Origin of the sequence: Methylobacterium sp. NPDC080182, assembly GCF_050281105.1 — a bacterium.
GTDB lineage: Bacteria > Pseudomonadota > Alphaproteobacteria > Rhizobiales > Beijerinckiaceae > Methylobacterium.
The window spans coordinates 201881-215573 of sequence record NZ_JBNNWO010000008.1 but is presented as its reverse complement, the minus strand read 5'-3'; the positions used below and the strand labels follow the sequence as shown (position 1 = coordinate 215573).

The 13693-nt window shown below is 71.9% G+C and carries 11 protein-coding genes; 5 read left to right on the top strand and 6 right to left on the bottom strand.

Annotated elements, in window-relative coordinates:
- Positions 1-28: 28 nt before the first annotated feature.
- Positions 29-1594, bottom strand: a complete 1566-nt coding sequence (locus ACQKQD_RS16005) for a 2-isopropylmalate synthase (protein ID WP_091676703.1) — start codon at positions 1592-1594, stop codon at positions 29-31.
- A gap of 269 nt (positions 1595-1863) precedes the next feature.
- Complete coding sequence (locus ACQKQD_RS16000) at positions 1864-2805, bottom strand: hypothetical protein (RefSeq protein WP_427508841.1); 942 nt, start codon at positions 2803-2805, stop codon at positions 1864-1866.
- A gap of 172 nt (positions 2806-2977) precedes the next feature.
- On the opposite strand from ACQKQD_RS16000, the gene ACQKQD_RS15995 reads away from it, so the two are divergent.
- From ACQKQD_RS15995 to ubiB, 4 genes are all read left to right on the top strand, one after another.
- A complete protein-coding gene (locus ACQKQD_RS15995) occupies positions 2978-3709 on the top strand; it encodes a carbonic anhydrase (protein WP_427508840.1) in 732 nt (243 codons plus the stop codon).
- A 115-nt stretch (positions 3710-3824) separates the two neighbouring features.
- On the top strand, positions 3825-4934 hold the full coding sequence (leuB, locus tag ACQKQD_RS15990) for a 3-isopropylmalate dehydrogenase (RefSeq protein ID WP_091676710.1): 1110 nt from the start codon (positions 3825-3827) through the stop codon (positions 4932-4934).
- 113 nt (positions 4935-5047) lie between these two features.
- Positions 5048-5833, top strand: a complete 786-nt coding sequence (ubiE, locus tag ACQKQD_RS15985; RefSeq protein ID WP_427508839.1) for a bifunctional demethylmenaquinone methyltransferase/2-methoxy-6-polyprenyl-1,4-benzoquinol methylase UbiE — start codon at positions 5048-5050, stop codon at positions 5831-5833.
- 31 nt (positions 5834-5864) lie between these two features.
- Positions 5865-7427, top strand: coding sequence for a 2-polyprenylphenol 6-hydroxylase (gene ubiB / locus ACQKQD_RS15980; protein ID WP_132366688.1), 1563 nt, complete (start codon positions 5865-5867; stop codon positions 7425-7427).
- A gap of 51 nt (positions 7428-7478) precedes the next feature.
- Here the strand turns inward: ubiB and ACQKQD_RS15975 are convergent, their stop codons facing one another.
- Both ACQKQD_RS15975 and zapE read right to left on the bottom strand, forming a co-directional pair.
- A complete protein-coding gene (locus ACQKQD_RS15975) occupies positions 7479-10454 on the bottom strand; it encodes a response regulator (RefSeq protein ID WP_427508838.1) in 2976 nt (991 codons plus the stop codon).
- Positions 10451-11683 (bottom strand): cell division protein ZapE, encoded by a 1233-nt coding sequence (gene zapE, locus ACQKQD_RS15970; protein ID WP_056529318.1) that lies wholly within the window; start codon positions 11681-11683, stop codon positions 10451-10453. The genes ACQKQD_RS15975 and zapE overlap by 4 nt, the downstream gene beginning before the upstream one ends.
- Before the next feature lie 348 nt (positions 11684-12031).
- Here zapE and ACQKQD_RS15965 point away from each other — a divergent pair, with 348 nt between their 5' ends.
- Positions 12032-12625, top strand: coding sequence for a GNAT family N-acetyltransferase (locus ACQKQD_RS15965; protein WP_020092128.1), 594 nt, complete (start codon positions 12032-12034; stop codon positions 12623-12625).
- 8 nt (positions 12626-12633) lie between these two features.
- On the opposite strand, the gene ACQKQD_RS15960 is transcribed toward ACQKQD_RS15965, so the two are convergent.
- Positions 12634-13395, bottom strand: coding sequence for a ComF family protein (locus tag ACQKQD_RS15960; RefSeq protein WP_020092127.1), 762 nt, complete (start codon positions 13393-13395; stop codon positions 12634-12636).
- 28 nt (positions 13396-13423) lie between these two features.
- Complete coding sequence (locus tag ACQKQD_RS15955) at positions 13424-13669, bottom strand: hypothetical protein (protein WP_020092126.1); 246 nt, start codon at positions 13667-13669, stop codon at positions 13424-13426.
- Positions 13670-13693 lie beyond the last annotated feature (24 nt).

Below are 13693 nucleotides of genomic sequence, written 5' to 3'. Positions count from 1 at the left end.
CCTGTCCACCCCCGGCCGCCGCTTTTTCTCATTCCGCCGCCGCATGCTGTGCATGCACGCGCACGGAATGGGCCGACAGCTTGTTCAGCGCCGACAGATACGCCTTCGCCGACGCCACGAGCGTGTCCGGGTCGGCGCCGCGCGCGGTGACGCTGCGCTCGCCGTCCCGCAGCCGCACCGAGACCTCCGCCTGCGCGTCCGTCCCGCCGGTCACGGCATGGACCTGATAGAGTTCCAGCTGCGCCTGATGCGGGACCAGCGCCGAGATCGCGTTGAACACCGCGTCCACCGGCCCGTTGCCGTCCGCCTCCTCGATCCGCGTGCCGGTCTCGTCGGCGATCCGCAGCGTGGCGCGCTGCGGTCCGCGGGTGCCGGCGATCACCGACAGGGAGACCAGCCGGATCCGGTCATGGGCCGTGGCGAGGTTCTCGTCGACGAGCGCCTCGATGTCCTCGTCGTAGACGTGCTTCTTCCGGTCGGCCAAGGCCTTGAACCGGTCGAAGGCGTCCTGGAACTGGTTGTCCGACAGGTGCAGGCCGAGATCCTCCAGCTTGGAGCGGAACGCCGCCCGGCCCGAGTGCTTGCCCATCACCAGGGAGGTCTTGGTCAGCCCCACGGAGGCCGGCGTCATGATCTCGTAGGTCTCGGCGTTCTTCAGCATGCCGTCCTGGTGAATGCCGCTCTCGTGCGCGAAGGCGTTGCGGCCGACGATCGCCTTGTTGAACTGCACCGGGAAGTTAGTAGCGTGGCTCACGAGCTTGGAGGCGCGGGTCAGCATCGTCGACTCGACGCCGGTCTCGTAGGGCAGCACGTCGGCGCGGGTGCGCAGCGCCATCACGATCTCCTCGAGCGCCGCGTTGCCGGCCCGCTCGCCGATGCCGTTGATCGTGCACTCGACCTGCCGGGCGCCACCCTCGATGCCCGCCAGGGAATTGGCGATCGCGAGGCCCAGATCGTTGTGGCAGTGTACCGAGAACACGGCCCTGTCGGCATTCGGCACGCGCGCGCGGACGTTCGCGAACATGTCGCGGTACTCCGACGGCGTGGCGTAGCCGACTGTATCGGGCAGGTTGATGGTCGTGGCGCCGGCCTTGATCGCCGCCTCGACGCAGCGGCACAGGTAGTCGAGCGGCGTGCGGGTCGCGTCCATGGCCGACCACTCCACGTCCTCGACGAGGTCGCGGGCCTGGGCCACGGTCTTGAGGATGATCTCGACGACCTCGTCCTGGCTCTTGCGCATCTGGTGCGCGAGATGGATCGGCGAGGTGGACACGAAGGTGTGGATCCGCGCGCGCTTGGCGTGGCGCACGGCCTCGCCGGCCCGGGCGATGTCGGCGGGGATCGCGCGGGCGAGTCCGGCGATTGTCGCGCGCTTGGTCCTCCGGGCGATCTCCGAGACCGCCTCGAAATCGCCGTTCGACGCGATGGGGAACCCGGCCTCGATGATGTCGACGCCCATCGTGTCGAGCAACTCGGCGACCGCGAGCTTCTCGTCGAAGGTCATGGTGGCGCCGGGGCACTGCTCGCCGTCGCGGAGCGTCGTGTCGAAGATCAGGATCCGGTCGCGGGCGGAAGCGGTGCTGGTCGTAGTCATGGCATTACCCTGTCGCGGGCCGCCCGGCACGTGATGGCGCGGCGCGGCGTGGTGCCCTCGCGGGCGGAATCGCGAATGAAAGAACTCCCCTGAAGGCCCAGGCGCGCGCCCGGACGGCCCTCAGGGGCGGGTAAGCAGAAGCGGAAGAAGGAGCCCGGAGCGGCGCGCACGGGACCGCAGCGCCGTAGAGGCGGCGCGGGCGGTCTCGATCGCTGAGCCGGCTCTGGCCAAGGCTCGTCTCTCCTGTCGGCGACCCGCGCGGGACGTTCTCACGGCGCGGTGCCGCCCGTAGGTATCCCCGGATCGACCGGAACACAAGCGAGGCCGACGTGTCCGGAGGCGCCGGCCGGGACGGGCGCGGCCGGCGCCTCCGCGAGGATCGCCGCCGCGAGATCGTCGTAGAACAGCATCTGCCCGGCGGCCCAGACCTCGAACTCCGCCAGCAGCGTCGGGTCGAAGGCGGTCAGGTGGCCGCCGGCGATCCGGATCCATCCCGCGGCCTCGGCCTCGCCGAGCAGGTTGCCGACATGGGCCCGCGACACGTCCAGCCGCTCGGCGAGGCTGCGCAGGCTGAGCGACACCGCCGCCGGCGCGCCGGGCACCGTGGCGGCATAGTGGGCCCCGACCAGGGCCGTGAGCAGCGGGTAGCCGCAGTCCCGTCCGGCGAAATGGAGCACCCGCGGGAACGGCGCGATGAGCGTGCCGTGCCGCAGCACGTGGGCGGCCGAAAGGCGGACCAGCTCCCCGAGCCGGTCGGGGCCGTCGAGCATCCTGGCGCGGCCCGGGTCGCGACGGGTCACCGCGTCCATGGCGGCGACGAACAGGCGCCCGCTCCGCGCGATCTCGGTCACCAGGGCCGGCGCCGCCTGCAGGCATTTCACGCGCCCGTCGCCCCGATCCGCCACCGCGGTGACGAATCGCCCGGCCTTCAGGGCCGACACGAAGCCGGCCGTCTGCCTCGGGCTCGATCCCACCATCGCCTGGAGGACAGTCAGGGTGGGGCGGGGACCGCCGTGGTGCCGCCACGCGTAGTCGTTGTGGATCAGCATGAACGAGACCACGTAGCGCCCGATCTGATTGAGCAGCTTGTGGCTCGGCCAAACAATCTGCGCCGGTTCGATCATGCCCTGGCAGTAACCGGCGACCGCCAGGCGGAAATCGCGCTCGGATCGAAGCAGAGCGATCCGCGCCCGGAAATGATCGTCCAACATCCGCGCCCCGACTCAGCCGGATCCGGCCGAAGGGATGCCGCGCGCCCGGCCTTCGGTCCAGGACTTCCTGCAAAGTTTGGACTCGGTGGTGAAGAACGCGCCGGGATACGACTCGCAGTGCTTGTCTCAGCGCTGCCGGAGCGAGCGGTCCGCCGGGCCTGGCCGGCGTCAGATGCGAAGGGGACCGTCCACCGTGTGCGATCTGCATCGACCCTCTCTCTCCCGGCGCGGCCTGCTGGCCGCGGCCGGTACCGTGATGGGGGCTTCCGCCGGGATCCGGCGGGCCGAGGCGGCCCCCGACGGCGCGCGATCGAACGCCATCACGCCCGAGGCGGCCCTCACGCGGCTGCGCGACGGCAACGGCCGCTACGTCGCCAACACGTCGACGAACCGGGACTTCTCGGCCGGTCGCGCCGCGCGAGCCGCGGCGCAGTATCCGATCGCGTGTATCGTCGGCTGCGCCGATGCCCGGGTCGCCCCGGATTTCATCTTCGACCAGGGACCGGGCGATCTGTTCGTCGTCCGCGTCGCCGGCAACTTCGTCACCACCGACGGTCTCGCCAGCCTCGAATACGGCGTGTCGGTCCTGGGCGCGCCGCTGATCCTCGTCCTCGGCCATTCCGATTGCGGGGCCGTGAAGGCGACGATCGACGTCATGAAGACCGACGCGTCGCTCCCCGGTCATCTCCCCGTGCTGATCGAGGCGATTCGTCCGGCGGTGGATCTGGCCGAAAAGGCGCGTGCGCAGGATCCCCTCGCAGAGGCCATCGCCCAGAATGTCCGGCACAGCGTCCGGCGCCTCGAGCAGGCCGGCCCCATCATCGCGGAGGCCGTCGCCGCCGAGCGGGTGAAGGTCGTGGGCGGCTTCTACGACATCGGCACCGGCCGGGTCGTGATCCTCTGACCGCGGTGCCCGATCCGTCCCGGCCTGCGGGCCGGCGCTTCGCCGAAGCTTGCCAATGACGGTGCAGCCTCGATAAAGCCCGCCGGCACGTCGAGACCGAACCCGCGAGACCGTCATGGCCAGCTACAAGCTCCTGCTCCTCCCCGGCGACGGGATCGGCCCGGAGGTCGCCGGCGGTATGCAGGTGGTGCTCGACACCCTCAAGGAGACCGGTCTCGCGACCTTCGAGACCGAGACCGACCTCGTCGGCGGCAGCGCCCTCGACGCGCACGGCGTCCCGCTCGCGGACGCGACGTTGCAGCGCGCGAGGGACGCGGACGCCATCCTGCTCGGCGCGGTCGGCGGACCGAAATGGGCCGGTGTCGCCTACGAGAACCGCCCCGAAGCCGGCCTGCTGCGCCTGCGCAAGGAACTCGACCTCTTCGCCAACCTGCGCCCGGCGATCTGCTACCCGGCACTGGCCGAGGCCTCGGCGCTGAAGCGCGAGCTGGTCGAGGGACTCGACATCATGATCGTGCGGGAGCTCACCGGCGGCGTCTATTTCGGCGAGCCGAAGGAGATCACCACGCTGGAGGACGGCTCCAAGCGGGCGGTCGACACCCAGGTCTACACGACGGCGGAGATCGAGCGGATCGCCCACGTGGCCTTCGACCTCGCGGGCAAGCGCTCGGGCCGGGTCGCCTCGGCCGAGAAGCACAACGTGATGAAGTCGGGCGTTCTCTGGAAGGAGGTCGTCACCAAGGTGCACGCCGAGCACTACGCCGACCTGCAGCTCGAGCACATCCTCGCCGACAACTGCGCCATGCAGCTGGTGCGCCGGCCCAAGCAGTTCGACGTGCTGGTGACCGACAACCTGTTCGGCGACGTGCTCTCCGATATCGCCGCCATGCTCACCGGCTCGCTGGGCATGCTGCCGTCGGCTTCCCTCGGCGCGGTCGACGCGAGCGGCCTGCGCCGCGCGCTATACGAGCCGGTCCACGGCTCGGCGCCCGACATCGCCGGCCAGGACAAGGCCAACCCGATCGCCATGATCGGCTCGCTCGCCATGTGCCTGCGCTACTCCTTCGGCCTCGGCGACGCGGCCGACGCCCTCGACGGCGCCATCACCGACGCCCTCGCGGGCGGCGCGCGCACCGCCGACATCGCCGGCGAGGGCACGAACCCGATGGGCACGCGCGCCATGGCCAGCGCGGTGGCGGACGCGCTCCGCACCCGGGTCGGCTGAGACACGTCTTCGGCGCGTCGCAGCACCGGGGTCGGTCCCCAGCCGCGTGTTTCGACGCATGGCGGTCGGGCGCGACCTTCGCTATGACGCGCCCATCGAGGATTGGGAGCGTCATGAAGGCCGGAGACGGGGCGTCTGAGCGCGCGAGCGCGGATTTCGGCTTCGAGCGCGTGGCGCTCGACGAGAAGCAGGGGCGCGTCGACAGCGTCTTCCACTCGGTCGCCCGCCGCTACGACATCATGAACGACCTGATGTCGGCGGGCCTGCACCGGGCCTGGAAGGCGCAGCTCGTCTCGATGCTGCGGCCGCCGCAGAACCGCGCCTTCGCGCATCTCGACGTCGCCGGCGGCACCGGCGACGTGGCCTTCCGGGTGCTGGCCGCGGGCGGTCCGCGCACCCGAGTCACCGTCCTCGACATCAACGAGTCGATGCTGCGGGTCGGCGCCGAGCGGGCGCGGGAGCGCAAGGTCGACGAGGCCGGCGACCGGATCGCCTTCGTGACCGGGAACGCCGAGGCGCTGCCGCTGCCGGACGCCTCCTACGACGCCTACACGATCGCCTTCGGCATCCGGAACGTGCCGCGGATCGAGACGGCCCTTGCCGAGGCGCGGCGGGTGCTGAAGCCCGGTGGGCGCTTCCTCTGCCTGGAATTCTCGGCCGTCGACATCCCGCTGCTCGACCGCATCTACGACGCCTACTCGTTCAACGTGATCCCGCGCATCGGCGCCCGGGTGGCCGGGGACGCCGAGTCCTACCGCTACCTCGTGGAGTCGATCCGGAAGTTCCCGACCCGCGGCGCCTTCGCGGGCATGATCGAGCGCGCGGGCTTCCGGCACGTCACCGACCGGGCGCTCACGGGCGGGATCGTGGCGATCCATTCGGGCTGGAAGGTCTCTTGACCGCCGCCGCGCGCGACGGGAGCCAGCACCGGTGATCAGCGCCGCCGTCAACCTGTTTCGCGGCGCGCGGGTCGGCTTCGTGCTGGCCCGCGAGGGCGCCCTCGCCCTCGTCGACCCCTCTGAGCTGCCCCCGCACCTGCGCCTCGCCCTGCGGATCGGCCGCTCCCTCGAGCGGCCCGGCCTCGACGACGGGGCGGCCCGGCTCTCTGCGGCGATGACGCGCCTAGGCCCGTCCTACGTGAAATTCGGCCAGTTCCTGGCGACGCGGCCCGACATCGTCGGCATGCGCGCGGCCTTCGACTTGGAGAAACTGCAGGACCGGGTGCCGCCCTTCCCGCAGGCGGTCGCGCTTCGCACCGTCGAGGCCGCCCTCGGCAAGCCCGTGAGCGCCCTGTTCGTATCGTTCAGCGAGCCGATCGCCGCCGCCTCGATCGCGCAGGTCCACAAGGCGATCGTGCAGGATCCCGACGGCACGCAGCGCGCCCTCGCCGTGAAGGTGATGCGGCCTGGCGTCCGCGAGCGCTTCATGCGCGACCTCGAGGTCATGCGCTTCATGGCGCGGGTGGTGAACGCCCTGTCGCCGCAGGCGGAGCGGCTGCGCCCGCGCGAGGTGGTGGAGATCCTCGCGCGCTCGGTGCTGATGGAGATGGATTTCCGCCTGGAGGCGGCGGCCGCCTCCGAGCTCGCCGAGAACACCAAGGACGATCCGGACTTCCGTGTGCCGAGGCCGGAATGGGAGCTGACCGCCCGCGAGGTGTTGTCGGCCGAGTGGATCGAGGGGACCCGCCTGCACAGCGCCGCGGAGCTCGCCGCCCGGGGGCACGATCCGCAGACGATCGGCCGGACCGTCATCCAGAGCTTCCTGCGGCACGCGATCCGCGACGGCTTCTTCCATGCGGACATGCACCAGGGGAACCTGCTGGTCGATGCCGAGGGCCGGCTGGTCGCGGTCGATTTCGGCATCATGGGCCGCCTCGGCCCGAACGAGCGCCGGTTTCTCGCCGAGATCCTGCTGGGCTTCATCCTGCGCGATTACCGCCGGGTGGCGAAGGTCCATTTCGAGGCGGGCTACGTGCCGGCCCACCACTCCGTGGAGGATTTCGCGCAGGCGATCCGCGCCATCGGCGAGCCGATCCACCAGCGCCGGGCCGACGAGATCTCGATGGCCAAGGTCCTGACCCTGCTGTTCGACGTCACGGCCCTGTTCGACATGAGCACCCGCACCGAGCTGGTGATGCTCCAGAAGACCATGGTGGTGGTGGAGGGCGTCGCCCGCTCCCTCGACCCGCGCCTCGATATGTGGACCACGGCCGAGCCGGTCGTGCGCGCCTGGATCGCCCGCAACATGGGGCCGGTCGGCCGGGCGCAGAGCGGCCTGGACGCCCTCAAGGTCGTGTCCGACGTCGTCGGCGACATCCCGGACCTTGCCATGCGGTTGAAGCGCGTGCTGGTCCGCCTCGACGAGGCCGGCACCGGCGATGCCCGTCGGCTGGAGCGCTTCGCCCGCAACGAACGCTACCGCGCGATCTGGTCGACGCTGGCCCTTTGGGGCATCGCCGTCGGCGCGCTGATACTGGCGTTCCGGGGTCTCTGACGCGGCACCATCCCCGATCCGGGACCGGGACCGCGCGTCGTCCGCGGGCGCTCAGCCGGGCTCGGGTCCCTGGGCGGGCGCGTCCTCTGTCGCGGGGACCAGGGCACGCAGCTCGCGGGCCAGCTCCTTGAGCCCGGTCGAGCCCTTGGCGAGCACCCTGTCGGCCTGACCGGCCAGACGGCGCCGGTCCTCGGCCGTGATGTCCTTGGCGGTGAGCACCACCACCGGCACGTCGCGGCTGTCAGGCCGGGCCCGCAGCGCCCGCAGGAACGCGAATCCGTCCATCTCGGGCATCATCAGGTCGAGCAGGATGAGGGATGGGCGCTCCGTCTCCAGGGCTGCCAGAGCGCGCAGGCCGTTCTCGGCCTCGCGGACCGGGAAGCCCTCGCGCGCGAGATAGGCGCAGACGTGCTCGCGGACGTCGGCCTCGTCCTCGACGACGAGGATCGCGCCGTCACCCGAGGCGAGGCGGAAGCGGTCGACGATCTGGCGCAGGCTCCCCCAGTCGATCGGCTTCTGCACGTAGTCGGTGGCGCCGAGGGAGAAGGCGAGGTTCTGCTCGTCCAGGACCGTCACCATCACGATCGGCGTCGCGCCGATCTCGGGATCGGCCCGGATGGCCCGCAGCACCGCCCATCCGTCCATCTGCGGCATGGTGACGTCGAGGAGCACGGCCCGCGGATGCAGGCTGCGAGCGAGATCGAGTCCGCGCCGCCCGTCCTCGGCGACCGTCACCGAGAAGCCCTCGCGCTCCAGGAAGCGCGCCAGCAGATCGCGGGTCGCGGCGTCGTCGTCGACCACCAGGATCGTCCCGCGGTCGCCGTCTCCCGATGCGGCCGGGTCCGCGTCCTCGGCCGCGGCGGCCTCGAAACGGTCCGGCAGCGTCAGCGTGAAGGTGGTGCCCTGCCCCTCGCGGCTGTCCACGGTGATCGAGCCGCCCAGCATCTCGGCGAAGGCCCGGGTGATCGCGAGGCCGAGCCCGGTGCCGCCGAACCGGCGCGTCGTGGAGGCGTCGGCCTGGGTGAACCGCTCGAACAGCTTGCCGACCTGCTCCCGCGTCATGCCGATGCCGGTGTCGGCCACGCAGAAGCGCAGCGCACCGTCCGCCCGGGCGACCGCCAGGGTGATCCGGCCATCCTCGGTGAACTTCGCGGCGTTGCTCAGGAGATTGATCAGGCACTGCCGCAGCTTGGTCACGTCGGTATGCGCGCTGCCCAGGCCCGGCTCCAGCTCCAGCGCCAGGGTGTTGCCCTTCTTGGCGACGAGACCCTCGACCGTGACCGCGACCTCCTGCACCACGGCGGCGACCTCGAAATCCTCCGCGTAGATCTCGACCCGGTCGGCCTCGATCTTCGAGATGTCGAGCACGTCGTTGATCAGGCCGAGGAGGTGGCGGGCGTTGGTCTCGATCTTCTTCATGTCGGTGACGAGATCGGCCTCGCCGATATCCTCCAGCTCCTCCTGCACCATCTCGGAATAGCCGATCACCGCCGAGAGCGGGGTGCGCAGCTCGTGGCTCATATTGGCCAGGAACTGGCTCTTGGCCGCGTTGGCGGCCTCGGCCGCCGCGCGCGCCGCCTCGATCGCGGCCTCGGCCTCCTTGCGCTCCGTGATGTCCGTGTGGGTCCCGACCCACTCCCGCAGGGTGCCGTCGGGTTCGAGGATCGGGACGGCGCGCACGCTCATGTGCCGGTAGGTCCCGGAGGCGGCGCGGATCCGGTGCTCGGTGGCGTAGGGTTCCAGGCTGGTGACAGCGCGGGTCCACGCGGCGCGGGTATGCGCACGGTCCTCCGGGTGGACCGCGTCAAGGAAGCCGAGCCCCGCGTAGGCGGCCTCGTCCTGGCCGGTGAAGCGGGTCCAGGCCGTCTGGCGGCGATGGAGGCTCCCTTCCGGGTTGGCGGTCCAGACGATGGCGGCGCTCGCCTCGATCAGCGAGCGGAAGCGCTCCTCGCTCCGGCGCAGCCGGGCCTCCGCGAGGTGGCGGATGGTCTCGTCGACCACCACGAGGCCGACGCCCTCGACGCTCTGGTCGGCCGCCGCGCTCTCCTCGCCCCGGAGCGGATAGAAGCTCATCGAGAAATGCCGCACGCCGCCCGGCGCCGAGGGGGTCGGCACCGCCACCGGCACGTTCGGCGAGACCAGGCCTTCCGTCAGGGCCGCGGCCAGCTTCGGGGCCAGCTCCTCCCGCAGAGTCGGGAGCATGGCCCAGATCGGCGCGCCGAGATCGGCCCCGAAGCCGCGCACGCTCATGGTGGCGAGCGCCCGGTTCATGTGCCGGATCTTCAGGTCACGGTCGAGGAAGCCGAGCCCCACCGGCGCGTTGGCCAGCACCCCGTCGAGGAGGCGGGACATCCGCAGGGATTCCTGCCGTCGCACCAGGGCGAGGCGCGCCAGCAGCACGATCGCTCCGAGGGCCGCCGCCGCGGAGAGGAGGAACAGAAGGAGTCCGCGCCACGCTTCGCGCGCCTGGATGGTCGCGAGCTGCTCCAGGGTCGCGGCCTGCCGGGCCGCCGACTCGGCGCGGATCGCGTCCATCAGCTGCTTGCCCTCGCCGGTGCGGACGAGGTCGATGGCGGCGTCGAAGCCCCGGTTCCGCCGCGCCTCCACCACCCGGGCGGCGAAGTCGCGCTTCTGCGCGATCAGCCCGGCGAGCGACGGGCCGCCGGCCCGGACCGACTCCTGCGCGGCGGCGCCGAGGCCGGTCAGCTCCGTGTCGATCTTGGTGAGGGCGGTCGTGTAGGGACGGAGGTAATCCTCGCTGCCGACCAGCACGAAGCCGCGCTCCCCGGTCTCCAGGTCCTTGACCTCGGAGATCAGGCGCTCGATCCCGGCGATCGTCGCGTTCGCCCGGGCGGTCGCGGCCCGGTCGGTCTCGCCGGTTACGTAATTGGCCGTGCCGCTGCCCAGGGCGACGATCAGCAGGATGAAGGCGACGGGCGAGCCGAGGAGCCAGCCCAGCGGGCCGGCGCCGCGCCAATTGCGCCGGCGCAGGCCGAAGATCGATCCGGCGCGCGACGGGGCGCTCACGTCTCCACCAGCCCGGTGGTGGCGCCCGACGCCTCGGAATCCGGCCGGCCGTGCGGCTGGCCGAGATATTCCCGCGACCGCATCTCGATGAGGCGCGAGACGGTCCGGTCGAACTCGAAGGCCTCGCGGCCGGTCCGGGCGGTGTAGAGGTCCTGCGCTTCGGCGGCCGCGGAGGCCACGAGCTTCACGTGCCGGTCGTAGAGCGTGTCGACCAGCGTGATGAAGCGCTTGGCCTCGTTCCGCTCCGCCTCGCCCATCACCGGGATCCCGTCGAGGATCACCGTGTGGTAGGCGCGGGCGAGTGCCATGTAGTCGGAGGCGCCGAGGGGCTGGCGACAGAGATCGTCGAAGCCGAACCGGGCCACGCCGGTCGCCTGCTCGGGAACCGCCACGGCCCGGCCGTGGACCGTGACCGTCGCTGGGAGGCCGCGAGCCTTGCCGGTCAGCGCCTTGAAGGCGGCGTCGAGGGCCGCGCGCGCCGCCGCGTCGGCGGGGACATGGTAGACCGCCGCGCCGCCGAGCTTCTCGAGCCGGAAATCCGTCCGGGAGTCGAGGCGGACGACGGTCACGCGTTCCTGGAGGTTCGCCACGAAGGGCAGGAACAGCGCCCGGTTGAGGCCGCCCTCGTAGAGTCGGTCGGGCTCGACGTTCGAGGTCGCGACGACGGTGACGCCGCGCCGGAACAGATGGTTGAACAGGCGACCCAGGATCATCGCGTCGGCGATGTCGGTGACAGTGAACTCGTCGAAGCACAGCAGGGTCGCCTCGTCGGCCAGCTGGTCGGCCACCGGTCCGATCGGGTCGTCGCCCTTGACGGTGCCGGCCTTCAGCGCCTGACGGTAGGCGTGGATCCGCTCGTGCGCGTCGGCCAGGAAGCCGTGGAAATGGACGCGCCGCTTCGGCTCCGGCGCCGCCTCGTGGAAGAGGTCCATCAGCATGGTCTTCCCGCGCCCGACCGAGCCCCAGATGTACAGGCCCTTGATCGCCTCGGCCTCGTCCTTGCGACGGAACAGCCACCCCAGGGCGCTCGTCTTGCTGGCCCGCTTGCGGCGCTGGAGGTCGACGACCAGCCGGTCGAGTGCGCGCACGAGGTGCGCCTGGGCGGGATCGCGCTCGATGGCGCCGGTGGCGACCAGCGCCTCGTAGCGCTCGTGGACCGGGCCGGGCGAGACCGCACCGGCGAGCGCCGCCGGCGACGGGGCGATGGGCTTGCCGGATCTGTCGTTCACGCCGCCGGTTCCTCGCTGCTGATCGCGGTACCGGTTCGGCACCCCCTGCACCCGCGTCGGCGGTCAACGACCCGGGGCCTGTTCCAGTGCCGCGCAAGCTCGGCCTGAATCAAGCCCGCGGCCGAACAGCCGCGGGCAAGCGTCCCATTGAGGCGTCCCATCGAGGCGTCCCATCGAGGCGTCCCATCGAAGCCTCCCATCGGTCCCACGCATGGCAGGCCCGCGACCGACCGGCCCCGCACTCTGCTGCATTGCACAATGAATACGGGGATGCGACATCCCGGCGGTCTCTTGGGAGGAGCGTCCGGATCACCCCGCGCGGCAGCGCGCACGAACCGGAGCTTCATCATGGCGGTACAAGCCCTCGATGGGCCGACCCACACCATCCGGCGTCTCTGGCCGGCGGACCGCGCGGCGGTCCTCGACTATTTCCTGCGGCTGGATCCGGAGACCCGGGCGAGCCGCTTCATGGGCAATGTCAGCGAGGCCGGAGTCCGGGCCTACGCCGCGCAGGCGCTGACCGCGGAGGGCGTGATGTACGGCGCCTTCGTGGGCGGCGTGCTGCGCGGTCTCGCCGAGCTGCGGCCGATGGGGCCGGGCGCGTCCCGCTACGCCCTGGGGCCGCACGCTGAGGCGGCCTTCGCGGTCGAGCAGACCTTCCGCCGCAAGGGGATCGGGGCCGCCCTGTTCGCCCGGATCGCCCGCGCGGCGCGGCATCGCGGCGTCAAGGATCTCCACGTCCGCTGCCTGTCGGGAAACGGGCCCATGCTGCGGCTCGCGGCCAAGCACGGGGCGGCCCTCCAGCACGAGGGGCGCGAGACCGAGGGCGCCCTGCACCTCGCGCGTCCGACGCCGTTCTCGCTGTGGTACGAGGGGATCGCGGAGGCGTTCGACTTCACCCTGGCGGCGGGCTTCCCGGAGCGGGTGCAGGCCGGGCGCTGAAGGCAGGCTCAGCCGGCGATGTCGCCGACGAGGGCGAAGGTCAGGAGATCCACGGACGTCGCCCCGCCGCGCAGGAGCGCGCGGGCGGCGGCGTTGCCGGTGGCGCCGGTGGTCATGACGTCGTCCACGAGGAGGACCCGGCGCCCGCGGACGCGGTGCTGCTCGGCGGAAGCGACCCGGAAGGCGCCGCTCAGGTTCTCGGCCCGCGCCGCGCGGCTCAGGCCGACCTGGGATCGCGTGGCCCGCACGCGCACGAGGGCCGTGGCGACGCACGGCCGCCCCGCCGCATCCGCGATCGCCCGCGCCAGCAGGGCGGACTGGTTGAAGCGCCGCCGCCACAGGCGTCCGCGATGGAGCGGTACCGGCACGAGGCACTCGGCCTCGGCGATCAGGGTCCGGCCGCTCGCGGCCATCATCCGGGCCATCACGCCGGCGAGATCGAGCCGGTCCTCATACTTCAGGCGATGGACGAGCCGCCGCGCCACGGAATCGTAGAGGGCGACCGCCCGGGCGCGGCCGAAGACCGGCGGTTCCGCGATGGCCCGGGGCGACACCAGCGGGCCGACCCCGAGGTCGACCGCGAAGGGCGTACCGTAGCGCTGGCACACCGGTTCCTCGATCAGGCGCAGGCTCGACCAGCAGGACGGACAGAGGGCGCCCGGGTCGGCAGTGGCGCCGCCGCAGCCCGCGCAGGTGGGCGGGTAGATCAGGGAGACGACCCCGCGCGGCAGACCGCGCAGGGCCGTGGCGACGGCCTGGAAGGCCGTCATGCGCGCGACGCGCTCCCGCAGACCCGGCTTACTGGGCCGAGACGGGGCGCGCCTGCGGCGCCATCTGCTGCCGCTCGACCTGACGGTCGCGAGCGTTGGCGCGGTGGCGGCCGATGGCGCAGCCGGCCGCGGCGCCGACGAGGCCGTGATGGCCGGCGTAGTGACCCGCGATGCCGCCGACGATGGCGCCCTTGATGCAGCCCTTCGCCTCGGCGCCGCCCGCAGCGGCCAGGGTGGTGAGGGCCACGGCGGCCCCGACGAGCATGCGCTTCATGATGTGTGCTCCCTGAGGAATCTC

What these genes read in the sequence shown, in the direction of transcription:
- ACQKQD_RS15960 (WP_020092127.1), bottom strand. Translation starts at nt 13,395, where the DNA reads ATGACGGCCTTCCAGGCCGTCGCCACGGCCCTGCGCGGTCTGCCGCGC.
- ACQKQD_RS16005 (WP_091676703.1), bottom strand. Translation starts at nt 1,594, where the DNA reads ATGACTACGACCAGCACCGCTTCCGCCCGCGACCGGATCCTGATCTTC.
- ACQKQD_RS15965 (WP_020092128.1), top strand. Translation starts at nt 12,032, where the DNA reads ATGGCGGTACAAGCCCTCGATGGGCCGACCCACACCATCCGGCGTCTC.
- ACQKQD_RS16000 (WP_427508841.1), bottom strand. Translation starts at nt 2,805, where the DNA reads ATGTTGGACGATCATTTCCGGGCGCGGATCGCTCTGCTTCGATCCGAG.
- leuB (WP_091676710.1), top strand. Translation starts at nt 3,825, where the DNA reads ATGGCCAGCTACAAGCTCCTGCTCCTCCCCGGCGACGGGATCGGCCCG.
- ACQKQD_RS15955 (WP_020092126.1), bottom strand. Translation starts at nt 13,669, where the DNA reads ATGAAGCGCATGCTCGTCGGGGCCGCCGTGGCCCTCACCACCCTGGCC.
- ACQKQD_RS15995 (WP_427508840.1), top strand. Translation starts at nt 2,978, where the DNA reads ATGCGAAGGGGACCGTCCACCGTGTGCGATCTGCATCGACCCTCTCTC.
- ubiE (WP_427508839.1), top strand. Translation starts at nt 5,048, where the DNA reads ATGAAGGCCGGAGACGGGGCGTCTGAGCGCGCGAGCGCGGATTTCGGC.